Source organism: uncultured Peptoniphilus sp., from assembly GCF_946998875.1.
In the GTDB taxonomy this organism is placed as follows: Bacteria; Bacillota; Clostridia; order Tissierellales; family Peptoniphilaceae; genus Peptoniphilus_A.
The window spans coordinates 1-25,538 of sequence record NZ_CAMQAY010000002.1; the positions used below are offsets into that span (position 1 = coordinate 1).

General features: G+C 31.3%; 23 protein-coding genes. All 23 read right to left on the reverse strand.

The window, feature by feature from the left end; genetic code table 11:
- Positions 1-252, reverse strand: a 252-nt coding sequence (locus tag Q0U74_RS01285; RefSeq protein ID WP_297392192.1) for an OB-fold domain-containing protein, incomplete at its 3' end; no start/stop codon positions are given.
- The gene (gene ruvC, locus Q0U74_RS01290; protein WP_297392194.1) at positions 252-746 is read right to left on the reverse strand and encodes a crossover junction endodeoxyribonuclease RuvC; all 495 of its coding nucleotides are present in this window, start codon (positions 744-746) and stop codon (positions 252-254) included. The genes ruvC and Q0U74_RS01285, both read right to left, overlap by 1 nt.
- A gap of 38 nt (positions 747-784) precedes the next feature.
- Entirely contained in the window at positions 785-1,546 is a 762-nt protein-coding gene (locus Q0U74_RS01295) for a hypothetical protein (RefSeq protein WP_297392196.1), read from the reverse strand.
- A gap of 82 nt (positions 1,547-1,628) precedes the next feature.
- A complete protein-coding gene (gene asnA / locus Q0U74_RS01300; RefSeq protein ID WP_297392198.1) occupies positions 1,629-2,624 on the reverse strand; it encodes an aspartate--ammonia ligase in 996 nt (331 codons plus the stop codon).
- 58 nt (positions 2,625-2,682) lie between these two features.
- The gene (locus Q0U74_RS01305) at positions 2,683-3,333 is read right to left on the reverse strand and encodes a zinc dependent phospholipase C family protein (RefSeq protein ID WP_297392200.1); all 651 of its coding nucleotides are present in this window, start codon (positions 3,331-3,333) and stop codon (positions 2,683-2,685) included.
- A 65-nt stretch (positions 3,334-3,398) separates the two neighbouring features.
- The gene (locus Q0U74_RS01310) at positions 3,399-5,033 is read right to left on the reverse strand and encodes a glycosyl hydrolase family 18 protein (RefSeq protein WP_297392202.1); all 1,635 of its coding nucleotides are present in this window, start codon (positions 5,031-5,033) and stop codon (positions 3,399-3,401) included.
- A gap of 67 nt (positions 5,034-5,100) precedes the next feature.
- Positions 5,101-5,448 (reverse strand): 50S ribosomal protein L19, encoded by a 348-nt coding sequence (gene rplS, locus Q0U74_RS01315; protein WP_019124479.1) that lies wholly within the window; start codon positions 5,446-5,448, stop codon positions 5,101-5,103.
- Positions 5,435-6,178 carry a tRNA (guanosine(37)-N1)-methyltransferase TrmD gene (gene trmD, locus Q0U74_RS01320; protein ID WP_297392205.1) on the reverse strand — a complete coding sequence of 248 codons (744 nt, stop codon included), beginning with the start codon at positions 6,176-6,178 and terminating at the stop codon, positions 5,435-5,437. The genes rplS and trmD overlap by 14 nt, the downstream gene beginning before the upstream one ends.
- The gene (gene rimM, locus Q0U74_RS01325; protein WP_297392207.1) at positions 6,175-6,678 is read right to left on the reverse strand and encodes a ribosome maturation factor RimM; all 504 of its coding nucleotides are present in this window, start codon (positions 6,676-6,678) and stop codon (positions 6,175-6,177) included. Before rimM ends, trmD begins: the two co-directional genes overlap by 4 nt.
- The gene (locus Q0U74_RS01330) at positions 6,665-6,898 is read right to left on the reverse strand and encodes a KH domain-containing protein (RefSeq protein WP_019124482.1); all 234 of its coding nucleotides are present in this window, start codon (positions 6,896-6,898) and stop codon (positions 6,665-6,667) included. The genes rimM and Q0U74_RS01330 overlap by 14 nt, the downstream gene beginning before the upstream one ends.
- Positions 6,899-6,919: 21 nt before the next feature.
- Positions 6,920-7,219: a 30S ribosomal protein S16 gene (gene rpsP, locus Q0U74_RS01335; RefSeq protein WP_297392210.1), complete on the reverse strand. Its 300-nt coding sequence runs from the start codon at positions 7,217-7,219 to the stop codon at positions 6,920-6,922.
- Positions 7,220-7,268: 49 nt separating this feature from the next.
- Positions 7,269-8,606: a signal recognition particle protein gene (ffh, locus tag Q0U74_RS01340; RefSeq protein ID WP_297392212.1), complete on the reverse strand. Its 1,338-nt coding sequence runs from the start codon at positions 8,604-8,606 to the stop codon at positions 7,269-7,271.
- Between the two features lie 11 nt (positions 8,607-8,617).
- On the reverse strand, positions 8,618-8,971 hold the full coding sequence (ylxM, locus tag Q0U74_RS01345) for a YlxM family DNA-binding protein (protein ID WP_297392214.1): 354 nt from the start codon (positions 8,969-8,971) through the stop codon (positions 8,618-8,620).
- Positions 8,972-9,140: 169 nt separating this feature from the next.
- Positions 9,141-10,523 (reverse strand): signal recognition particle-docking protein FtsY, encoded by a 1,383-nt coding sequence (ftsY, locus tag Q0U74_RS01350; protein ID WP_297392216.1) that lies wholly within the window; start codon positions 10,521-10,523, stop codon positions 9,141-9,143.
- 9 nt (positions 10,524-10,532) lie between these two features.
- A complete protein-coding gene (gene smc / locus Q0U74_RS01355) occupies positions 10,533-14,051 on the reverse strand; it encodes a chromosome segregation protein SMC (protein WP_297392218.1) in 3,519 nt (1,172 codons plus the stop codon).
- A gap of 4 nt (positions 14,052-14,055) precedes the next feature.
- Positions 14,056-15,105 (reverse strand): elongator complex protein 3, encoded by a 1,050-nt coding sequence (locus Q0U74_RS01360; RefSeq protein WP_297392220.1) that lies wholly within the window; start codon positions 15,103-15,105, stop codon positions 14,056-14,058.
- Positions 15,098-15,796, reverse strand: a complete 699-nt coding sequence (gene rnc, locus Q0U74_RS01365; protein ID WP_297392222.1) for a ribonuclease III — start codon at positions 15,794-15,796, stop codon at positions 15,098-15,100. Before rnc ends, Q0U74_RS01360 begins: the two co-directional genes overlap by 8 nt.
- A 4-nt stretch (positions 15,797-15,800) precedes the next feature.
- On the reverse strand, positions 15,801-16,028 hold the full coding sequence (acpP, locus tag Q0U74_RS01370) for an acyl carrier protein (RefSeq protein WP_297392224.1): 228 nt from the start codon (positions 16,026-16,028) through the stop codon (positions 15,801-15,803).
- Positions 16,025-17,011, reverse strand: coding sequence for a phosphate acyltransferase PlsX (plsX, locus tag Q0U74_RS01375; RefSeq protein WP_297392226.1), 987 nt, complete (start codon positions 17,009-17,011; stop codon positions 16,025-16,027). The genes acpP and plsX overlap by 4 nt, the downstream gene beginning before the upstream one ends.
- Positions 17,012-17,199: 188 nt before the next feature.
- Positions 17,200-20,733, reverse strand: a complete 3,534-nt coding sequence (nifJ, locus tag Q0U74_RS01380) for a pyruvate:ferredoxin (flavodoxin) oxidoreductase (protein WP_297392227.1) — start codon at positions 20,731-20,733, stop codon at positions 17,200-17,202.
- Between the two features lie 229 nt (positions 20,734-20,962).
- Positions 20,963-21,874 (reverse strand): HPr(Ser) kinase/phosphatase, encoded by a 912-nt coding sequence (hprK, locus tag Q0U74_RS01385; RefSeq protein WP_297392229.1) that lies wholly within the window; start codon positions 21,872-21,874, stop codon positions 20,963-20,965.
- Positions 21,864-23,726: an excinuclease ABC subunit UvrC gene (gene uvrC, locus Q0U74_RS01390; protein ID WP_297392231.1), complete on the reverse strand. Its 1,863-nt coding sequence runs from the start codon at positions 23,724-23,726 to the stop codon at positions 21,864-21,866. Before uvrC ends, hprK begins: the two co-directional genes overlap by 11 nt.
- Complete coding sequence (locus Q0U74_RS01395; protein ID WP_297392233.1) at positions 23,727-25,484, reverse strand: aminopeptidase P family protein; 1,758 nt, start codon at positions 25,482-25,484, stop codon at positions 23,727-23,729.
- Positions 25,485-25,538: the final 54 nt, after the last annotated feature.

The window sequence follows — 25,538 nt, forward strand, 5'->3', positions numbered from 1 at the left end:
AAGCTTAGGTCCTATTCCCGTTACACTAGTTAATAGGTCAAAGGCATTTCTAGTTTCACTGTCTTTAAAACCATATAAAGTTGCAGCATCTTCTCTAAGAACAAGCCTAATATTTATAAAAACTTCTTCGTTTTTAAAAAAAGTGTGAAGCTCTCTTGAAATCATATTTACTATATAACCAATGCCATTGGCTTCAAGTACTAAATAACCTCTGTCAGTTGAGTGTACCCTTCCCTTTAAAAATTCTATCATTATATCATCCTAAAACTTTCTTTAAACTTAATAGAACTACCATGAGTAATTGCAACAGCTAGAGCGTCTGCCACATCGTCAGGTTTTGGAACTTCCTTTAAATTTAAAATCATCTTAACCATTTCTTGAACTTGTGTCTTTGTAGCTCTTCCATAACCCACAAGTGCTTGCTTAACTTGAAGTGGCGTGTACTCATATAAACCTGCACCACTTTTTTTAGCAGATAAAACTTCAACACCACGAGCCTGGGCAACAGTTATAGCCGTCTTAACATTTTTGTTGAAAAATAATTCTTCAAAAGCTATATCTTCAGGCTTATACTTTTCTATTAAATCATTCATTTCCATATAAATGGAATTTAATCTATCGGGAAGCGGAACTTTTGCCATAGTTGTTATGGCACCATAATCCAAAACTTTATAAGAATTGCCCTTGAGTTCTAAAATTCCATAACCAACTATTGCTATTCCAGGGTCAATGCCCATTATTACCAAATCATCACCACTTTAAAAAGGATAGTATAAAACTATCCTTACTTGTATCTCTTTAAAACTCTATCATTAACTCCATCCCAAAGACCGTTTCTAAAAATCCTAAAGCCATCTATGTATAGAAACTTAGAAATCTTATTGTTTAGAGTCTCAATTTCCTGTTCAGTCAAATAGGAATCCACTTCCTTAATTTTAACATTGTCATCTTCGCTCTTAAAAATAAGTTGCATGTCAAGATGATTGTTAATATTATTTATTTTATCGTTAAGTAATCTTTTCCTAACATCTGAAAGTGTACTTTTTATAAAAATCCTAATTTGCCTATCTTTTCTAATATCCTTAAAAATTAACTTCTTAAAAGACAAAACTTCTTCATTTTTAAATTCGTATTGAAAAAGTTTATTCCTGTTGTAAAGTTCATCAATAGTTAAATACTTTAGGGTTATTATTTCCAATAAATTAATGTGTTTCTTAGAGTTGAAACCAAGCCTATAGCCTTCCAAATATAAATAGAGCTCTAATCTATTGATGTCATCATGAATTAAGCAAGAAAGATTGCGAGCAATAAGCTCAATTCCTTCCTTTTGCCTATAAATTTTAATTATATCTTTTCTCAAATTTTCAAGAGTTACATACCTTGGATATATATTTTCAATTGATTCATAAACATTGTATAAATTTAAAAGAATGTTTATGCTATCCAAGTCACCCTTAAACAAGAAATTTGCAATTAGGTATTTTTTTATATCTTTAAAGGCAGGGCTTTTAAAATTTTCTTGATTTAATTTTTGTGCCAAATCCATAAAAAAATCCTCCGGTTTCGTATAAAAATATTATACTATATATTCCGGAGGATTTGTATCCAATTTGTAATTTTTTTACATTTTATAATAATTTTATTTTATTTTCTTTACAAAAGTTTAAACTTTTTTCGTCCCAAACTCCAACTTGTACTTCTCCTATGTGGCTCTTTTCAAGGAAAAACATACAAATTCTAGATTGACCAATACCTCCACCTATTGTATAAGGAAGTTTTGCATTTAAAACATCTTGATGATATTTTAACTTAAATCTGTCAGTGGTATTTGCAAGTTCACATTGAGTTTTTAAAGATTCTTCATCAACGCGGATGCCCATACTAGAAACTTCTAGAGAATTTCCCAAAACTTCATCCCAAAATAAGATGTCGCCATTTAAATTCCAATCGTCATAATCAGGACTTCTGTGGTCGTGAGGTTCTCCTGAATTTAAATCTGCACCAATTCCCATGATGAAAACTGCACCCTTGTCCTTGCAAATTAATTTTTCTCTTTCTTTTGAAGTCTTTCCTGGATATAAGTCTTCAAGTTCTTGTGAAGTTATAAAAAATATTTCATCTGGTAATTTTTTTGAAAGAATGTAAGGATAAGTTTGGTTAATATATTCTTCGCATCTTCTAAATACAGAATAAATTTCCTTAACAGTTAAATAAAGATATTCCTTATTTCTGTCACTTTTATCTATTATTTTTTCCCAGTCCCATTGATCAACATAGGAAGAATGAATTTCATCAAGCTCTTCTTCAGCTCTAATGGCATTCATATCAGCGTAAATTCCTTCATACATATTGAAGTTGTATTCCTTAAGAGCGTTTCTCTTCCACTTTGCAAGAGACTGAACAATTTCAACATTAATTCCATATTGTCTCAAATCAAAATCAACTGCTTTTTCGCCATTTAAATTGTCATTAAGACCAGTTTCAGGTCTAACAAAAAGAGGTGCTGAAACTCTTTGCAAGTTTAAAGTGTTTGCCAAATCTCTTTGAAAGTAATCCTTTACAGACTTAATTGCAATTTGTGTTTCTCTAAGGTCTAGTTTTGTAGCGCTAGAATTATTTCTCATCTTTTTCCTCCATAATTATAAAAATCTTTCACCCCTGAGAGTGAAAGAATTTTGTTTCTTAAATAAATTGTATATCAAATTCTCCATTATATTCAAGTATTGATTCAATAACAAGAATAGAAATATTTGTTGATAAATTTAAAGCAAAATTTAAATCATTGTCAAAACTGTGATTTGAATCTTTATATTCCTCTATAACTTTTATCAAGTAAGCCTTTACTTTTTTTTCAAGTTTTATATCAGAATTTTCAAAAAAGTTTATATCTTCACATGAAATGACATTTCTAAAATTTTCTTCTAAAAATTTATTTTCTCTGGCATATAAAGCTAAATCTTGCTCATATCTAACATGCTTTCTCAAATTTTCAATAAAAGTCATTCTATAAGCATGAGGATAACAGACAAAATCACATAGGTAATGCATAATTATGCCAAGCTTTTTGCTCATGTAATTTATAAATAGTTTGCTTTCGTTGCCTTCAGAATAGGAGTATCTGGAAAAATAAATAAGCTTACTTATTTCCCTTGCTATAAAATCTCCTGATTCGTCAAAGTAATGTCTTTTTGTCTTGTAATAAGGCAAAACATCAGGTGCAATGGAGCCCCAAAGCATTTTATCTAAATTTAAATTGACATTATATTTTTCTTTAATTCTATCGTGAACAATTTTAGCCACGATTTTATGTGTATCTGGTAAAATCTTAAACACATCCTAATAAAATTATAGTTAATTACTCTTTAATTTTATACTTAATATTTTAAATTGTCAATATTTTAGTTAGTTTTCTCTAATTCTTTTGAAATTATATCCCAAATATTTTGAGTCTCAAATCCAAGTCTCCAAGATCCAACACCTGCTAGATTATATTTGTTAACAAGAGAAACTTTTTTCTCTAAAGAATTTGCATCCTCTATCCAAATTTTATAAGTTGCTCCATTTTCTTGGTATTCCACATAATTTTGTTGTGAATCTTTATCCCAAGTTGGATTTAATCCCTTTGATGCAATTATATTGGCAACTTCTGTCATTGATATTGTCTTTGAAGTAACTTTTCCATTTGAATCTTTCCAAAGTCTCGTATAAAGAGGCACGCCTAGGATCATTTTTCTATTAGGAACATTTCTAAATAAAACATTAATGCTGCCTTCTACCCATTTATATTGAGCAACTGAACCCGCTTCATCAGATGAACCCCAATGTTGGTCATAAGCCATGACAACTACATAATCAGAAATTTCTGCCAAAGCTTTTCTGTCATAAGGTTCTTTAGTAACATCAGAAGAAATTTGTGGAGTTACATCAACTGTAAGTATAAAATCTTCTCCAGCACTTTTTCTAAACTCACTAACAAAAGCAGTAATATTATCTCTGTCTTCTGTTTTTGTATGTTCAAAGTCGATGTTTATTCCCTTCATATTGTATTTTCTACAAAGTTCAAGAGTTTTATCGATAATTTTTTTGCGAGTATTTTCATTTGATAGAGCCTCATGAGTTATCTCTGGGTCAAAGGAATTGTCCAAATAAGCCCATACTTCAATTCCTAAATCATTGTATTTCTTAATGTAATTTAAATTTCCCCTATCAATCATGTCTCCATTGCCATTTCTAATGGAAAACCAAGTAGGAATTATTACATCAAGCCCTTTTATAGCTTTTATTTGCTCAACTTTTTCATCAGAATGTTCAGCATAAGTATAGTCCCAGGTTAAATTAATTGGACTCTTTGATACATTTTTTGTTGAAGATGCTAAAGTGAATTTTTCAAAATTATTGTCAACATCGCTTTTTAAAACATAGCCAGCATATCCTTCAGGCATTCTAACAATATAGTACTTACCTTTTTCACCATAAACAAATAATTCTTGCCCTTCAGGAAGTTTTTTTATAATTGGACTTCTGCGAGAATTATCTTCTCTTAACAAAGTTTCTTTACTTGTCTTTGTTAAGTCATATTCCTTATTTCTATAGTCTAAAAGTAAAAGTCTTATATCTTTATTGTATCTCAAGCTTACATTATAGTCGTAGATAAAGGCTTCTATTGGAAGCATTATCTTGCCATTTTTTTCAATAACTGGTGCTCTTAAATCTATAGTACCACTGTTGAATTTTGCTTGATATTCATTTAATTTTAAAATTTTATTTGCGTGTTCGTTATTAATCTTTACTTCTCCACTTGCTTTATCATAAGAAATATTTTCATCAAGATATTTTTTTATGTAGTCAAGAGATAGGTAAATCATTCCATCTTCAATGGAAAAGTCTTCTTTATCGATATCCTTATCTTCTGTTATGAAGTTAAATTTATCGTATTTAGTTGAAATTTTAGTAGTTCCTCTATTTTCAACAAATAAAAAAGCGCCTGCTGCCAAAATAATAATTAATAAAATTCCAAAAAAAATCTTTTTCATATAATCACTCCTCTAATTTATTTGCTCAAAATAAAAGATACTAAAAATAGGACTTAAAGTCCCACTCTTAGTAATTAGTTTTTTCTTTAACTTTTGCAGCCTTACCTTGTCTATCTCTAAGATAGTAAAGTTTAGCACGTCTAACGCTACCTTTTCTTGTAACAACAAGATCGGCAATTCTAGGTGAATTAAGAAGGAAAGTTCTTTCAACACCAATACCATAAGAAATTCTTCTTACTGTAAAAGTTTTTCTAGAGCTTTTTCCTTGAATCTTTATGACAGTTCCATCAAAAACTTGAATTCTTTGTCTTTCGCCTTCAATAATCTTGTAGTGAACACTTACAGTATCCCCAACATTAAATTTAGGTAAATTTTCATTTATTTGTTCATCTTCAATAGCTTTAATATAATCCATTGTCTTTACCTCCTTCCAGTAAATCTTTCAATATATCTTTTTCTTCATCATTTAAATTTTTATTTTTTAATAAATCTGGCCTTTTCTGTAAAGTGTTTTTAATAGACTCTCTAAGTCTATACTTTCTAATTTTTTCATGATCTCCACTTAAAAGAATGTCAGGAACTTCAAGTCCTCTAAATTCTTTTGGTCTAGTGTACTGTGGATGTTCCAAAAGTCCATTATAGTGCGACTCATCTTTAAAAGATTCATCACTTGAAAGAACACCGTCAATTAGTCTTGCGACACCATCAATAATTACCATAGATGCCAACTCTCCACCAGTTAAAACATAGTCACCAATGGAAATTTCTTCATCTACATAATTTTCAATGACTCTATTGTCAATACCTTCGTAGTGACCATTTAAAAGTATTATGTGTTCTTCATTTTTAAGTTCTTTTAGTTTATCCTGAGTTAAAACTTTGCCCTGTGGTGACATGTAAAAAACTTTAGAATTTTCATCCTTTACAGATTCTATTGCCTCTACTATTGGTTTTATTTGCATTAGCATACCTGGCCCACCGCCATAGGGATAGTCGTCAACTTGTAGGTATTTATTGATTGCGAAATCTCTTATATCTACAGTTTCAAGTTCTAATTTTCCTTCGCCGATAGCCCTTCCAACAATAGAAAAATCTCTAATCTGATTTATGAATTCGGGAAATAATGTTAAAATACTTATTTTCACAAAATCATTCCTTCTATTAATTTGATAGTTATTGTTGAATCTATTTTTTTAATAAATTCCTTAACTGCAGGTATTTGATAAATACTTTTATCATCACTTTCAATTATAAAAATATCATTAGCAGGATACTCCACTACATCTTTAAGTACGCCAATATAATTGTTTTCAGTGTCATAGACTTTTTTTCCAATTATATCAGATACATAGTATTGATCTTCCTTTAAGGCTAACCTATCTTCATCTTTAATATAAATTTTACTTCCCTTTAAACTTAGGACAAGATTTATATCTTCAAAGCCTTCAAAAGTGATATATACAAAATCATTTACTCTAACTTTTTTAATAAAAAATTCTCGTAAATCATCGCCAATTAAGACGCTCTTTAACTTAGAAAATCTCTTTTTATCAAAAGTATAAGGCTCAACTTTAAGTTCACCCTTAATACCATGAGTATTTATAATTTTACCAATGCATGTAATTGAATCTTTAATATTCTTCAATTTCCAAATTAACCTTTACATCTTCTTTTAGTGAAACAGCTTTTAAGATTGCTCTTATTGCCTTGGCAATTCTACCTTGTTTGCCAATAACTTTTCCCATATCATTTGATGCAACTTTAAGAGTAATATCAATTGAATCATCATTCTTAGTCATTGTCACATCAACTGAAGAAGGGTCGTCAACTAAAGATTTAGCAATATATTCAATTAATTCAACCATTTTGGTCCTCCAAACATACTGTTATTCAGTAGCTTCTGATTCACTTTTTTCTGCTGTAACTTGTGAGCTCTTTTCAGTGTTATATACTGAATTTTCTCTGAAAAGTCTGTCAACTGTATCAGTAGGTTTTGCACCGTTTTTAATCCAGTTGTTAGCTTTTTCTGAATCTACAACAACTTCCTTAGGAGCTGTAAGTGGGTTGTAATAACCAATCTCCTCGATGAATTTTCCATCTCTAGGACTTCTAGAGTCTGCTACAACTATTCTATAAAAGGGTTTTTTCTTTGTACCCATTCTTCTAAGTCTAATTTTAACTGCCAAATTATTCACCTCCACAATAAAATTTATATATTAAAATATATAAGCTAGGTTAAAAGGAAAAAGGTAATTTAAATTTTCTCTTTCCCATATTTTTGGACATGTTTCCAAATTGTTTCATCATCTTTCTCATGTCCTTAAACTGTTTTATAAGTTTATTTACATCTGCTGGACTAGTTCCAGAACCCTGTGCAATTCTCTTCCTTCTGGAAGAATCTATAATTTCAGGTTTTTGTCTTTCCTTTTTTGTCATAGAAAGAATCATTGCTTCAACTTTTGCAAATTCATTATCAGGCATGCTAATACCCTTTAGAGCCTTACTATTCATGCCAGGAATCATTCCTATAATATCTTCTAGGGGACCCATATTTTTCATTTGTTGCATTTGGTCCAAGAAATCTTCAAAAGTAAAAGTTGATTTTCTAAGTTTCTCTTCAAGTTCTCTTGCCTTTTTATCATCAACCGCTGACTGTGCTTTTTCAATTAAGGAGAGCACATCTCCCATGCCAAGTATTCTTGAAGCCATTCTGTCTGGGTGGAAGACTTCAATATTATCCATCTTTTCTCCGCTGGCAATAAATTTTATAGGAACATCAGTAACTGATCTAATAGATAGAGCAGCACCACCTCTTGCATCACCATCAAGTTTAGTAAGTATTACACCCGTTAGCTTTAACATATCGTCAAAAGTATCGGCAACATTTACTGCATCTTGACCAGTCATTGCATCAAGGACAAGAAGAACTTCAGAAGGTTCAAGTGCCTCGTGAATATCTTGAAGCTCCTTCATAAGTTTTTCATCAATGTGAAGTCTACCAGCTGTATCTATGATTACTACATCATTTCCATTTTTCTTTGCGTGCTCAAGAGCAGCCTTAGATATATCCACTGGGGAAATTTTATCTCCCATAGTAAAGACAGGTGTATCAACAGACTTCCCAACAACTTGAAGTTGTTTTATCGCTGCTGGTCTATAAACATCACAAGCAACTAAAAGAGGCCTTTTTCCATCTTTTTTTAATCTATTGGCAAGCTTACCACTTGTAGTAGTTTTACCTGCACCTTGAAGACCACACATCATTATAACAGTTGGCTTCTTTGAAAAGTCAATTTTAACTTCACTAGTTCCCATTAAATTTGTGAGTTCTTCATTAACAATTTTAATAACTTGTTGGCCTGGAGTAAGAGATTCTAAAACTTCTTTTCCCAAAGCTCTTTCTTTAACTGTCTTTACAAAGTCTTTAACAACTTTGAAGTTTACATCAGCCTCAAGAAGTGCAAGTTTTACTTCACGCATAGCTGCGTCAATATCTTTTTCGGATAATTTACCTTTGCCTGTTAGTCTTTGCAAAGTATTTTGCAATTTATCGGATAAACTTTCGAATACCAAAAATCCACCTCCTAGTCAAAAAGTATTTTTCTAAGTTCTTTAACTTTCAAATTATTTTGATTTAAAGATTCTTTTTCCATACTTTCTAATATAGTTTCAATTTTTTTTCTTTTTATTTCTTTATTCTCTTCTTCTTTTTTAGCATTTTTTATTAGTTCAAGTTTTTTTTCAAAGTCTTCTAAATTATTTTCTGCCCTTTTTAAGTTGTCAAAGACTGCTTGCTTTGAGATGCTTAGTTCTGATGATATCTCATTTATTGTGCAGTCATAGACATAATACATATAGGCAGCTTTCTTTTGCTTTTCTGATAGAAGATTTCCATAAAAATCAAGTAAGCTGTTCATCCTAAAAAATTTTTCATTCATTTTTATCACCATTTTTCTAGCAAGGTCAACCTTTTTACTTGACCTTTATTATTGTAGCTAATACTTCCCAATAAGTCAACAAATTTTTTATTTTTTTTATCATTTTTTTTATTAAGTAAAATTGCAATAAAAAAGTAGGATTTCTCCTACTTTAAAAATTTAATAAATTTTATCCAAATATTGTTTCTAAGAAGGTGTCAATATTAAAATCTTGAAGATCCTCTATTCCTTCACCAACTCCGATTAATTTAATTGGTATTCCAAGTTCAGATTGTAGGGCAATTACAACTCCACCCTTAGCAGTTCCATCGAGTTTTGTAAGAGCAATTGCAGAAATGTCTGTAACTTCTTTAAAAGTTTTTGCCTGATTAATTGCGTTTTGACCAGTTGTTGAATCGAGAACCAACAAATTTTCGCGATTAGCTTCAGGATATTTTTGAGTAATAATTCTATTTATTTTTTCAAGTTCCTTCATTAGATTTGACTTGTTGTGAAGTCTTCCTGCAGTATCAACAATTAATACATCAGTATTTCTTGCCTTTGCAGCTTCAATTGCATCGAAGACAACCGCTGCCGGATCAGATCCTTCGTCGTGACTAATTACATCGACATTTGCCCTATTTCCCCATTCTTTTAATTGGTCAATAGCAGCAGCTCTAAAAGTATCTGCTGCACAAACTAAAACTGACTTGTTTTCATTTTTAAACCTTTGTGAAAGCTTTCCAATAGTTGTAGTTTTTCCTACGCCATTAACTCCCACTACCAAAATAATTACTGGTGGCTCTGAATTAATTTTTGTGTTTAATTCTGGGTTCATTAATTTTTTTGCTTCTTGCAACAATAAAGGTTTAACTTCTTTGGGGTCATTAACCTTTTCTCTTATAATAGTTTCTCGCAAATTGTCAATTAACTTCATTGTAGTTTCCATTCCCACATCTGCAGAAACTAAAATATCTTCAAGGTCTTCTAACATCTCATCGTCAATTTTTACATAAGCTCCAAGAACAGTGTTGATTTTTATGCCGACTTCTTTTCTTGTTTTGTCGAGACCATCCTTTAGTCTTTGAAAAAGTGAAGCTTTTTTTGGCTCTTCTGTTATTTCTTCAAGCTCTTCTTCGAGAATTTCGCTATTTTCTTCTAAATCACTTTTTTCTATTTCTTCTTCAATTACTTCCTTATCTTGTAATTCTTCATTAGTGTCTTCTATTTCTTCTGAAGTTTTTACTTCTTCTTTAGATAATTCTCCAGTTTCTTCAACTTTTTCAAACTTTTCATGGATTTCTTCTAAATCTTTTTCTTCTGTCTTCTTTTCTATTGCTTCTTCAATTACTTCCTTAGCTTGAAATTTTTCATTAGTGTCTTCTATTTTTTCAGAAGCTTCTAAATCTTCTTCTGATAGATTTCCTTCTTCTGAAACTTTTTCTAACTTTTCATGAATTTCTTCAATTTCTTTTTTTTCTTTTTCTTCAGAAATTTCTTCTTTAACTTCTTGAAGTTCTTCCTTAACTTCATCTTCTTTTTTCTTAAATTTATCCTTTAACCATTCAAACATTTTATTCTCCTAATCCTTTAACTTTACAGAGTACAATTTACTAATTCCCTTTTCTTCCATTGTAACACCATACATAGTCTTTGCAATTTCCATTGTAAGCTTCCTATGAGTAATTATAATAAACTGAATTCCCTCTAAAGTTAGAAGGTAGTCAGCATATCTTTTAATATTGGCATCATCAAGAGCTGCATCTATTTCGTCTAGGATACAAAAAGAAGCAGGTCTATATTTTAATAGTGCAAACAAAAGTGCCACAGCAGTAAGTGATTTTTCTCCACCTGATAAAAGTGAAAGAGCTTGAAGTCTCTTGCCTGGAGGAGAAGCCTTAATCTCTATTCCAGAATTTAATAAATCTCCTTCAATGCTTATTTCTGCACGACCACCATTAAATAAAATCTTAAAGATTTCTGCAAAATTCCCTGAGATTTCATCCATGGCTTCTTTGAATATTTTTTTCATTTCAAGGTCTAACTTACTTAAAATTGACTTAATTTCTTCCTTTGATTTAATTAAGTCGTCTCTTTGTGAGCTATAGAAGTCAAGCCTTTCCTTTACAAGTTTATATTCTTCAATGGAAGAAAGATTAACTTCTCCATAATCTCTCACCTTTTTTTTCAGCCTTTTAATTGAACTTTCCTTGATGTCATTGAGATTATCGTCAATGTATTTGTGAAAGTCTTCTATGTTATACTCATCGTTTAGCCTAATACTTTCATTAGATATTTTGCCTTTGTTCATATCAATTTTTAAATTGATTTTCTCTATTTCAGAGTTTATTATTAGTGATTTTTCCTTTAATTCACTTAATTTATCTTTGTTATTTAAGAATATTTTATTCTTTTCTTCTAAAAGACTTTTGAATTCATTAATGGAAATTTTTAAATTTTCAATAGATGAACATAAGTCCTCTAATTTAATTTTATTTTCATCATTAAAGCTTGTTTTATTGTTAATGTTAAGACTGGTGTCCTCTAAAGAAATTTTATTAGCCTTCAATTTTTCTTCAATATTTTGAATTTCATTTTTTATTCTTTCAGATTCTCTATTGTTATAAAAAAGTTTTTCGCGATTTTCTCTCTCCAATAGCTGGATTTCAATTCTTTCACTCTTTAAAGCTTCAATTGATTTTGATAATTCAGACAATTTTTCTCCGCTATCCACTTCTTTAAGTAGATCTTCTAAAAGTTTATTTTTATTTTCAATTTCTAAAGTATTTTTTTCTAAGTTTGAAGAGTCAACTTTGATGTTTTCTTCTAATTCATCTCTTTCTCTTTCATATTTACTTAAATAATTTGTATTTAAATCTCTGTCATTTTTGTTTTTATAAATATTTTTTTCAATATCAGAAATTTTCATTTTATAAGAGTTTTGTCTTTCGGTAAAATCTCTTGAAAAATTCTCTAAATCAAAGATTTCTTTTTCTATTTTGCTTTTATCCTGGCTAAGATTTTTTATCTCAGTATTAGTTTCCTTAGCTTTATTTTGAAGTTCATTTATTTCATTTTTACGCAAAATAAAACTGCTGCTTAAATTATTTAAGCTTCCGCCAGTAATTGCTCCTGAAGGATTAAATACCTCGCCCTTTAATGTTACAACTTTTAATTTGTGCTTTTTTGATATGCGACTTGCATTTTTAAAGTTATCAGCAATAATAACTCTTCCAAGTAAATTGTAAAAAATCCCGCTAAATACTTCGTCAAATTCAATTAAATCACAGGCTATTCCAATTATCCCATCTTCAGAATTTATTTTTACCTTGCTTCCCTTAACTCTATCAAGGGGCAAAAAGGTCGCTCTGCCCATTTTATTGTCTTCAAGAATTTTTAACATGTCTGATGTTTCCTTAGTTGAGGACACAATTATGTTTTGAGCCATGGAACCTAGAGCCACTGAAATTGCTCTTTCATATTTTTTCTCTACGGAAAACTTTTCTGCAACTGGTCCAAATAATGACTCTTTAAAGACATTATGCTTTGAAGAAAAATTCATAAAGGACTTTACAGTTCTGTTGTAGCCTTCATAATTTGACTCCATATTTTCAAGTATTTTTAATTTAGCCAAGATTTCATTTAAAGAATTTTTCTTTGAAATCAACTGATTTTCAAGATTTTTATTATTTTCATCTAGTTTTTTTAGTTTTTCCTCAGTTTTTTGAAAGTCTAATTCTTCTTTTTTAAGTAAGTCATTTAATCTATCTATTTCCTTAGAATCAGTATCAATAATTTTCACAAATTCAGCTTCATTATTTTTTAGACTTTCAATACTTTTCTCTAAACTGAGCTTTCTATTATTTTTTTCTTCAATAATATCCTTTAAGGTTTCATTTTTAAAATTAATATTTTCTATTTCATTTTTTATTTTATTTTTATTTTCAAAATTTAAATTGCCAATTTCTTCTAATTTTTTAAACTCTTCTTCAAGATTTTCAATAATTTTATTCTTGTCTTCTAATTTTTTTAGAATTCCATTTTTTGATTGTCTAAGCATTTCTTGATCCGTAGCAAGATTTTCTAAGTTTTTATTATTTAAAACTATGTTTTCTTTGAGAGATAAATTTTCAAATTCAATCCTCTCTGAATCTTTTTTTAGCGAATTTATCTTTTCACTTTGAAGATTAAGTTCTAAATTTATTTTGTCATATTCATCTTTTTGGCTATTTAAATTCTCATTGGCTTCATTATTTTTATCAGAAATATTAGAAATTTCACCTTCTAATGCTTCTAATTCATTATATAAATTATTGCGTTCTAGAGTAATTTTATCAGAATCTATTTTTAAATTTTCTGAAGTCTCTTCCAATTTTTTTATTTCTTCTTCTTTATTTTTTATCTCTTTACAGGAAAAATTGATGTCATTAATCTTTAAAACTTCAAAATCCTTTAGGTAAGCTTCAGCTTTTTCTGCTTGAGCCTTGAGATTTTCTTCTTGAAGAACTATTTCTGATAAAATATCTTCAATTCTTACTAAATTCTCTTCTGTCTTTAAAAGTTTATTAGTAGATTGAACTTTTTTGTACTTGTATTTTGAAATCCCTGCAGCCTCTTCAAAAATATTTCTCCTGTCCTCTGGCTTTGAACTTAAAACAGATTCAATTTTTCCTTGTCCAATTACAGAATAACCATCTTTTCCAATACCAGTATCCATAAAAAGTTCTTTGATGTCTTTGAGCCTGCACTTCTTATTGTTTATCAAAAATTCACTTTCAAGAGACCTATACATCCTTCTAGTTACAGAAACTTCATTATAAGGAAGATTTAGAGATTTGTCGCTGTTGTCAAAGACAATTGTAACTTCAGCAAGCCCCAAGGGTCTTTTGGCATCAGTTCCAGAAAAAATTACATCTTCCATCTTATTTCCACGAAGATTTTTCACTGAAGTTTCGCCAAGCACCCAGGTAATAGCATCAGTAATATTACTCTTTCCACTTCCATTGGGACCCACTATTGCCGTAGTAGTTTCATCTAATTCAATTTTTGTTCTATTTGCAAAGGACTTAAATCCCTGCATAGTAACGGATTTTAAAAACATCTACTCACCTATAATAATCCCTTATGTCCATAAGCTCACTAAATTTAGCTTGAATTTCAACTTGAAAACTTCCTAAATCTTTCTCTATCAATTTTATTTTTGAAATACCCAATTCTTTTATAATCTCGTTTTTATTTATTGATTTTTGCCCGCTAATATTTGAAATATTTTTCCCAATGGCAAAAATTAAAATTTCATGACTTATATTTTTTGATTTTTTAAAATAATTTAAAATACCAGTCTTAAAATAATATGCCTCAACTAACTGCCTGTAGGCTGGATGAAAGGCTCCTGCAACTACATCTTTATCATAGTTTATATTTTCTGTTGGTTGAAGTCCAACTCTTATTACATTAATGTCATTTTTATAATAAATATCAAGTATGTCTGCAACAAATTTAATAGAAGACTCTAAATCTAAGGCCTTGTACTTTCCAGCTATCAAGTTTTTATAAAGAGCAGTTTCCTTTATTACAAGGGTTGGATAAATCCTCACACAATCGGGTTTTAGTTTTACAAATTCCCTTGCTGTATAAATAGACTTGTCAATATTATCTCCTGGCAGTCCTACCATTTGTTGAAGCCCCAGTGAAAATCCATAATCCTTAATTTCTTCTGCAGACTTATAAACTGATGTTGCATTGTGCCCCCTATTGGAAAGCCTTAAAACCTCTTCATCTAGGCTTTGCACTCCCAGTTCAATTATATCAACGCCATATTTTTTCAAATTTTTTAAAATTTCATGGTCAATGGCATCTGGTCTTGTGGAGAGTCTAATAAATTTTACTAAGCCTTTTTCCTTATATCTATAGGCAACTTCTAAAAATTCACTCTGCTTATCTATAGGTATGGCTGTAAAACTTCCGCCATAGAAGGCAACTTCAACGATGTCCTTTCTTTTAAAATAAGAAAGATATTCCAAAATAGTATTTTCCACATCACTATTTGAAATATCTGTAGACATTCCCGTAATTTTTCTTTGGTTACAAAAAACACAATCATTGGGGCAACCATAGTGAGGAATGAAAATTGGTATAATATTTCTTTTAGACAATTTCCCCTCTCCTTTTAAATGCATCCTTGGCAGCCTCTTGTTGAGAGTCCTTCTTTGTTTTTCCCTTTCCACTTCCAACTAAAACTTCATCTAAATATAATTCAGTGAAGAAAGTCTTGTCGTTGTCGGGACCTTCTTCTCTAACTAATTTATATTCAGCTTTTTTGCCAGATTTTTGCACCAGCTCTTGAAATTTAGTTTTGAAATCAATATTAAATAACTTGTAGCCATCCTTTTCTAAAAAACTTTGAAATAAATCTAAAATAATTTTTTTGACGTTTTTGAAATTCGAATCTAAATAAATTGCTCCAAATAAAGCTTCAAGAGCATCAGCAGAAGTGGACTCTCTATTTTTTCCACCACTTTTTATTTCTCCCTTGCCAAACTTTATGTATTCGCCAAGATTTAACTTTTTGGAAATAAAAAATAAAACTTTCTCATTTACAGATTCTGCTCTCATCTTAGTTAGGGAGCCTTCATTGTCTTCTGGAAAATTTTTATAAAAATATTCTCCAATTACAAGACCAAGGACTGCATCGCCAAGATATTCCAGCCTTTCATTGCTCTCAAAGCTCTTCATATCATTCTCGTTGACAAAAGAGCTGTGAGTTAAGGCTTTTTCTAAAAGATCTCTCTTTTTAAAATTATAATTTAATTTTTTTTCAAGATTTTTTAGATTATCCATAGGCATGAAATCACTGATCCAAATCTTCTACATAGTCAATAACATCGCCAATAGTTTTTAATTTTTCCAGATCTTCTTCAGAAACTTCAGTCTCAAATTCTTCTTCAATAGTCATAACTAGTTCAACAAGTTCAATTGAATCAGCATTTAAGTCATCTTGAAAGTTCATATCTTCTGTAAGTTCACTTACATCCATGTTAAATTGTTCTGCAATAATTTCTAGAATTCTTTCTTTCATTTTCCTTCCACCTTATCTTTAATTTTTTTAACTATATTAGATTCTACTATACTTATAGCATATTTTGCAGCATTTTTTATTGCTCTTTTATCTGAATTTCCATGAGCCTTTATAATATTTCCGTCAATACCCAAAAGAATTGTGCCACCAACCTCCTTGGCATCTAAATTTTTAAATTTAGTCATTAAAAATTTACTAAAAGCACCTTTGCTTTCATTATCAAGTTCAGACTTTTCGATACTATTTAAAACATTTTTTACAGCAAATTCAACTACACCTTCAATTGACTTTAGTAAAATATTTCCATCAAAGCCATCACAGACAAGAAGGTCAACATCGTTATTCATTATGTCTCTTGCTTCAATATTTCCAGAAAAATTTATATTGCTATCTTTAAGGACCTTATATGTTTCTTTAGAAAGAGAGTTTCCCTTGCCTTCTTCACTACCTACATTTAATAAACCAACCTTTGGAGAATCTATTTTATAATATTCTTTAAGAAAAACTTCACCAAGAGTTGCGAACTCTAATAGGAGTTCTGGATTTGTGTCCATATTAGCACCAGAGTCAATTACCATAGTGTTTGATTTCATGCCAGGAATAGTTATAGGTAAAACTGCTCTTTTTATTCCCTTAATTCTTCCAACTATAAATAAGCCACCTGCTAAAAGTGCTCCCGTACTTCCTGCAGAAATTAAGGCGTCGCCTTTCTTTTCTTTTAATAAAGTCATAGCAATGACAATTGAAGAATCCTTTTTGCGTCTAAGTGCAAAGGCAGGGTCTTCATTGTTCTCAATATTTTCCTTTGCATCAACTATTTCAACTTTGTCTTTATTGTAGTCTAGTTCTTGTAGATTTTCTTTTATGAAATCTTCTCTTCCAACTAGAATAATATCTGTATCAAATTCATTAGAAGCTTCGATTGCTCCCTTAATAATTTCGGATTTATTATCTCCACCATTTATATCAAAAATTAATTTCATTTTGACCTCCAGTAATAATTTTAATATTATATCAAAAAATTAAAAAAATCAATGATTAAGGCATAAGTCTAATATCAACTTATAAAAAGTTTAACACATATAAAATAAAATTTACACAAAAAACTCGCCCAAGTTTCCTTGAGCGAGTCCAAATAATTATAAAATATATATTGAGTTACTTTCTTATATTATTCTTCTTCAGAAAGAGTTACATAGCTTGCGTATCTTTCTTTAGCATTTTCTTCTGCAACTTCATAAAGTTTTTCAGCTCTTTCAGGGAATAATTTCTTAAGTGAAGTGTATCTAACTTCTCCATCAAGGAAGTCTCTGAAAGGTTTTGTAGGTTCTTTAGAATCTAAGATGAATGGATTCTTTCCTTCAGCCTTAAGTTCAGGGTTGAATCTGTATAGGTGCCAATAGCCAGTTTCTACAGCTTTCTTTTCTTCTTCAACTGAGAAGCCCATACCTACTCTAATGCCGTGGTTGATACATGGTGCGTAAGCAATTACTAGTGATGGTCCATCATAAGCTTCTGCCTCTTTAATTGCCTTGAATGCTTGATTTTTGTCAGCACCTAGAGCAATTTGTGCAACATATACATAACCATAAGTTGTAGCCATAAGGCCTAAATCTTTCTTTTTAGTTAACTTACCAGCTGCTGCGAATTGTGCAATTGCTGCTGTTGGAGTTGACTTAGAAGCTTGGCCACCTGTATTAGAATATACCTCAGTATCAAGAACAAGAACATTGATGTTTTCACCAGATGCAAGAACATGGTCAAGTCCACCGTAACCGATGTCGTATGCCCAACCGTCTCCACCGATAATCCATTGACTCTTCTTGATTAGGAATCTTTCAAGACCTTTTAGAGTATCAATGATTTCATCTGCCTTGTCGTTGCCGAATTTTTTATCAAGAACTTTTAGAACTTTAGCACTTGCAGCCTTAGATGACTTGTAATCTTCTTTACCTTCAATCCAAGCATTAAATGCTTCATTAGCATCCTTATCTACATTAAGTTCAACAAATTCTTTCATTAGATTTTCAATTCTATTTCTAGTTTGTTCTTGAGATACTGCCATACCATAACCGTATTCAGCATTATCTTCGAATAATGAGTTAGCCCATGATGGTCCATTGCCACAGTCATCTGTGCAATATGGCATAGATGGTGCAGAACCGCCCCAAATTGATGAACAACCAGTTGCGTTAGCAATACTCATTCTATCTCCAAATAATTGTGTAACAAGTTTTACATATGGAGTTTCTCCACAACCTGCACAAGCTCCAGAGAATTCAAGATATGGAGTTTGGAATTGAGAGTTCTTGAAGTTGTTTGGCTCAATATTTTCTTCTTTAGATTTAATATGTTCAGAAGCATATTCCCAGTTAGAAGCTTGTACATCAATTTCATTTTCGAATGGTGACATAACAAGAGCTTTTTGTTTAGCTGGACATACTTGAGCACAGTTTCCACAACCAGTACAATCTAGTGGTGAAATTTGAATTCTATATTCATAATCTTCAAGTCCCTTGCCATTAGCTTTTTTAGTTTCAAATCCTTCAGGTGCATTAGCCTTTTCGTCTTTGTCAACTAAGAAAGGTCTAATAACAGCGTGAGGACATACTAGTGAACATTGGTTACATTGGATACAGTTTTCAATCTTCCAGTGAGGAACATTTACAGCTATACCTCTCTTTTCGTAACGGCTTGTTCCAGATGGGAATGTTCCATCAGGCATATCAACAAAAGTAGAAACTGGAAGATCGTTACCTTCTTGTCTATTCATTGGAATAAGAATGTTGTTGATAAAGTCAGGTGCTCCACTGATCTTGAAGTCCTTAGTAGTATCAGCATTTTTCCAAGAATCTTTTACTTCTACTTTTTTAAGTGCGCCAATTCCTTGATCTACAGCTGCGTAATTCATCTTTACAATATCGTCGCCCTTAGCGCCATAATCTTTTACAATAGCTTCTTTTAGAAGTTTAACAGCTTCTTCAATTGGAAGTACTTGAGAAAGATTAAAGAATGCAGCTTGCATTACCATGTTAGTTCTTCCGCCAAGTCCAACTTCAGCAGCTATTTTTGTAGCGTTAATTGTGTAGAATTCAATTTCATTGTCTGCAATATATTTCTTCATATAACCTGGAAGATGTTCTTCAAGTTCTTCTTCATTCCAAATAGTATTTAGTAAGAACTTTCCACCCTTTTTAAGTCCTCTCAATAGGTCATAAGAATATACATAGGATTGTTTTGAACAAGAAATAAAATCAGTTTCAGTTAATAGGTAAGTTGAAGTGATTCTGTTTTTTCCAAATCTCAAGTGAGACATTGTAACTCCACCAGATTTTTTGGAGTCATAGTCAAAGTATCCTTGAGCATACATATCAGTGTTATCACCAATAATTTTAATCGCTGATTTGTTTGCACCAACTGTACCGTCAGAACCAAATCCCCAGAATTTACATCTAATTGTTCCTTCAGGTTCTGTTGTGATTTCTTTTTTAATTGGAAGTGATTTATGAGTTACATCATCAATGATACCAATTGTGAAGTCATTTTTAGGTTCAGCTTCTTTAAGATTATCAAATACAGAAAGAATATCATTTGGGTTAGTGTCTTTAGAACCTAGTCCATAAATACCACCAACAATAAGTGGTTTTTTGTCAGATTCATAGAAGGCATCTCTTACATCTAAGTAAAGAGGTTGTCCTACCGCTCCCTTTTCCTTAGTTCTATCAAGAACTGCAATTCTTTCAACAGTTTCAGGAATTGCTTCCATTAAGTGTTTAATAGAGAAAGGTCTGTATAGGTGAACTTTAATAAGTCCTGTCTTTTCTCCCTTTGCATTTAGATAATCTACAACTTCTTCGATTGTTTCGGTTACAGAGCCCATTGCTACTATAATATCAGTTGCATCTTTAGCTCCATAATAGTTAAATAAGTTGTATTCTCTTCCAGTTAATTTAGAAATATCTTTCATGTAATCTTCAGTAATACCAACGATATCTGTGTAGTATTTATTTGAAGCTTCGATTTCTTGGAAGTAAATATCAGGGTTTTGAGCAGTACCTCTAACTTGTGGTCCATTTGGATTTAAAGCTCTTTCTTTAAAAGCTTTAATTGCATCATGATCAACAAGTTTTGCTAGGTCGTCGTAATTAAGTACTTCAATTTTTTGAACTTCGTGAGATGTTCTAAATCCATCAAAGAAGTGAACAAAAGGAACTCTACCTTTAATTGCAGATAAGTGAGCAACACCAGCTAAGTCCATTGCTTCTTGAACAGAACCTGATGCAAGAAGTGCAAATCCTGATGCTCTAGCAGCCATAACGTCTTGGTGGTCACCAAAGATTGATAGTGCGTGAGATGCTAATGCTCTAGCTGCAACATGGAATACTCCTGGAAGTAATTCCCCAGCTATCTTATACATGTTAGGTAGCATAAGTAATAAACCTTGAGACGCTGTGTAAGTTGATGTAAGTGAACCAGCTTGTAGTGCACCATGAACAGCTCCAGCAGCTCCTCCTTCTGATTGTAACTCCTTAACCAATACTTCTTGTCCGAAAATGTTTTTTCTTCCATGAGAAGCCCAAGCATCAATGTGCTCAGCCATTGGAGATGACGGAGTTATAGGGTAAATACAAGCAACGTCAGAGAACGCATAAGCGACGTGAGCGGCTGCTTCATTACCATCCATTGTTTTAAATGTTTTAGCCATATCTTCCTCCTATTATTAATAATATAAATATAAACTAACCATACTGTTTATATTATAGAACTTTGTTTAAAAAATTTCAATAATATTGTTAATAAAATGACTTTAAATATTTGAAAACAGCGAATTATGAAAGATGTTTCATAATGTGGAATTATATTTTTTTTGTAAATTTTTTGTTAATCATTTATAAAAATAAATAAAAGAGCACTTACTTGTGCTCTTATAATTTTTATTTTAATTTTTTTAACATTCTCTCGTTAAGAGCAGAAGCCGGATTGTAACCCAATTCCTTTTGCTTATAATTTTTTGTAGCTACTTCGATAATAAGTGCAGTATGTCTTCCTGGTTTTACTGGTATGTCAAACTTAACTACATCTATGCCTAGAATGTTTTCATAGATATTGTCAAGGCCAAGTCTTTCATATTCCTTGGACTCATCCCAATCTTCTAAGTTTACTACGATTTCTATTGCCTTTTCTTCCATGACAAAACCAACACCAAACATTTTTTGAATGTCAATAATTCCTACTCCCCTAATTTCCATAAAATATTTTGTAATATCAGGTGACTTTCCTATTAATTTTTTGTCAATATTTTTTATAATTACTGAATCGTCAGAGATGAGCCTTGCTCCATTGGAAATTAAATCAAGAGCTGTTTCACTCTTTCCTATTCCGCTTCTTCCTGTTATTAAGACGCCAATACCAGAGATGTCGAGTAAAACTCCGTGCATTCTAGTAGTTGGTGCTAAAGCTACATCAACAAAGGAAATTATTTTGCTAAAAATTTTTGAAGTAGTATCCGAACTTCTTATTACAGTGACATTATATTTTTCAGCTAAATATTTTGCTTGAGGAAAAATCATGTTATTTCTTGAAAATACAACTACTGGTATGTTGTACTTAAATAATTTTTCTAAAGTTGAAAATTTTTCCTCGTCATTCAATGAATTTATATAGTGCCACTCTTGTGTGCCAATAAGCTGTATTCTATCTTTGACAAATTTTGCATAATAGCCACAAAGTTGAAGTCCTGGTCTATTTATGTCGCTACTTTTTATTTCTATCTCATTGTAATCAGTTGACTTGTGAATAATTTCAAAATTTAATTCTTCTACTAAATATTTTAATTTAACTCCCATTATTTGCTCTCCTAAAATGTTCATAAAGTGACTCTGCACTTTTTTCGTTCATTGATTCAACTTCCATAAGCTCCTTAATGCTTGCTTTTTTTATTTTGTCAATGGATTTAAAGTGCTTCAACAAATTTTCCTTTCGCTTTGGTCCTATTAATTTTATATCGTCAAGCTCTGACTTAAACATTGTTTTGGACCTGAGATTTCTATGATAATTTATTGCAAACCTGTGAGCTTCTTCTTGGATCTTGTAAATCATTTTATAGGCTCTAGAATTTAAATCCACATTAAATTCTTCATTTTTGTAAATAATGCCACGAGTTCTGTGAAAGTCATCTTTGACAAGTCCGCAAATTTCAATATTTAACTTTAATTTATCGAGAATTTCCTTTGCTGCATTTACTTGACCCTTGCCACCATCCATCATTATAAGGTCTGGAAAATTTGAAAAGGAAGAATTTTTATCTTCTTTCTTTTCTTCTACTCCCCTTTTAAATCTTCTTTCTATGACTTCCTTTAAACTGGAATAATCGTCTGGTCCTATAACACTTTTTATTCTAAATTTTCTGTAGTCACTCTTTTTTGCATCTCCATCTTCAAATACAACCATAGACCCAACAGATTCAACACCTGAAATATTTGAAATGTCATAGGCTTCTATTCGCCTTGGTCTTTTATTTAAGCCAATTAAATCTTTTATCTCTTCTAGTGCCAACCTATTTGATTCAGCACGCTTTTTGTACTTATCGCCATACTTTTCAATCATGTCAAGGGCATTTCTCTTGACCATCCTAATTAATTCTTTTTTGTCGCCCTTTACTGGAACAGTGATTGTAACTTTATTGCCTCTCTTTTCACTTAGCCAATCTTCTAGCACCTTAATATCCATGGGCTTTTCTTCTATAATAATTTCCTTTGGAATATAAGATGCACCAATATAAAATTGTTTTAAAAATGAAGAAAAAATTTCCTCGTAGCTGTCATTGTAGTAATCCCTTATCATATAATGCTCTCTGCCAATAATTTTTCCATTTCTGAAAAAGAAAATTTGAATGAGAACTTCGTCTATTCCCTTGGCAAGGGCGATGATGTCTTTGTCATCGCGAGCTTCAGGGTCACTTATAAGTTGTCTTTCCTTTAAGTATTCTAAATTTTTAATTCTGTCGCGAAGGTCGGCTGCATTTTCATAGTCAAGATTTCTTGAGTAATCCATCATTTTTTCATGAAGCTTATCAATTAATTTGTTGTCAGAACTTGAAAGAAAACTTAAAACTTCATCTACCATTACATTGTAATCTTCGTCTTTTACATTTCCTATGCAGGGTCCCATGCATTTTCCAATGTAATAATTTAAACAAGGTCTATAGTTTTTTTCTTCAACATTTTCTAAATTCAAATTGCAGGTCCTTAGAGGGTAAAGTCTCTCAAAGGTTTCGATTGATTCATTTACTGCAAAGACATCAGGATAGGGCCCAAAATATTTTGCCCCATCCTTTAAAATCCTTCTTGTCTTCATGACTCTAGGAAATCTCTCGTTGACCTTTACCTTTATGTAAGGATACTGCTTGTCGTCACGCAAAAGAATATTGTATTTTGGGAGATTGTCCTTGATTAAATTGGACTCAAGGACAAGGGACTCCACTTCATTTTCTACAATAATATACTCAAAATCATGAATTTTTGAGACCATGCTGGCAACTTTTTTGGAAGACTTTCCATAAGAGCCAAAGTACTGTCTCACTCTCTTTCTAAGAGACTTGGCTTTACCAACATAAATTATCTCATCTAATTCATTTTTCATTATATAAACCCCAGGTTTATCTGGAAGCTTATCAAGCCTTTCTCTTAAATCTAACAATTATCTACTAACCTCTTTCGTTGCTTCTCTTAAATAATCTAAAACCTCTCCATGTAAATGTGGACTTAACTTATCAAAAACTTCTCTGTGGTAAGAATTTAAAACCTCTATCTGCCTATCTGTAAGTAAATTTACATCAATTGCATCAAGTTCAAAGGGACAAAAAGAAATTGTCTTAAATCTATTAAATACTGAGTCATGAGTTTCGCAGTCAAAGACTACCCTCATGATGTTTTCAATTCTTATGCCATGCTTATTTTCTTTGTAGACACCAGGTTCATTGGATACAATCATGTTTTCCTCCATCCTGACAGCAGGGTCTCTTGGAGAAATTCTGTGTGGTCCTTCGTGAACTGAAAGGACAAAGCCAATTCCGTGACCTGTACCGCACTTGTAGTCCATCCTGTCTTGCCACAAAGCATATCTGGCAATGCCATCTAATGCTAAATCATAAGTTCTCTTTAAAAATACAGCGTCCATTAAATCTATGTGACTCTTTAAAGTCATTGTGTAGTCGTGAATTTCTTCTTCTGTTAGTTCTCCCATGGCAATGGTTCTAGTGATGTCTGTGGTACCAGAATAGTATTGCCCACCTGAATCCACAAGATAAAATCCCCTTTGCTCAATTACAGCTTGGTCCTCTTCTCTGGCATGGTAGTGCATCATGGCTGCATTTTTTCCATAGGCAGAAATCGTATCAAAGGAATTTGAAATGTAAAGTGGATCTTCTGCACGCATAGAGTCAAGCATCATAGCTGCATCATATTCGCCAATTTTATTTTTTGCATTTTTCTTTAACCAATAGATAAACTTAAATAAAATTGCTCCATCCCTTATATAAGTATCTTCAAGATTTTTTATTTCAATTTCATTTTTTATTGCCTTTAAATTTTCTGAAATATTATTGCCAAAAATTATTTCATTTTTTTGGCAGATGCCCTTATAAATTTTTTCGTTAATTGAGTTTGGATCTAGATAAATTTTTTTATCTTTATAAGATTTTAAATAAGCATAAAATTCTGAGTAATTTTTTACTTCAACAAAATCTGCAATTTCTCTTTCAATCTTTTTAGTCTTTTCTCTGTCAGTAAATAAAATTACCTTTTTAGCTTCTATAATCATAAAGGAAATTAGAACTGGCGTATCCTTTATGTCCATGCCACGAATATTAAGAGTCCAGGCAATGTCCACAAGTGAAGAGACTATTGTCATGTCAGCTTTTTTATCCCTTAAAATTTTTCTAATTTCAGAAACTTTTTCTGTTGCAGACTTTCCTGCATACTTATCATCAAGCAAAAAAGCATCTTCACTTGGTAGAGGATACCTATTTTTCCAAAGGTCAGTAATTAAATCAGCATCAACAATTTTTACATTTTTCTCCTTTAATTTCTCTTCCAAAGATGAAAAAATTTGGTGAGAAAAATATTCTGCATTTAAACCAAGAGTCATGCCTTCTTTTATATTCTCGCTAATCCAATCACTGTAGTTTAAAACTCCAACTTGACCTTCTTTTTGAAGTTCAAAGCCAAATTCTTTAATTTCTTTTGCAGCTTGTATAAAATACCTGCCATCAGTCCAAAGATATGCCTCATCTCTTGTAATGACAGCAGTCCCCTGTGAACCAGTAAAGCCTGTGACAAATTCCCTTTCTTTGTAGTAATCAGGTAGGTATTCAGATCCATGGGGGTCCTTTGATGGGATAATATAAAAATCTATATTTTTTTCTCTCATTATATTTCTAATTTCATTTAAAATCACAAAATCACATCCTAAGTCATATATTATCACAAGGATAAATTTGAGCAAAGAAAA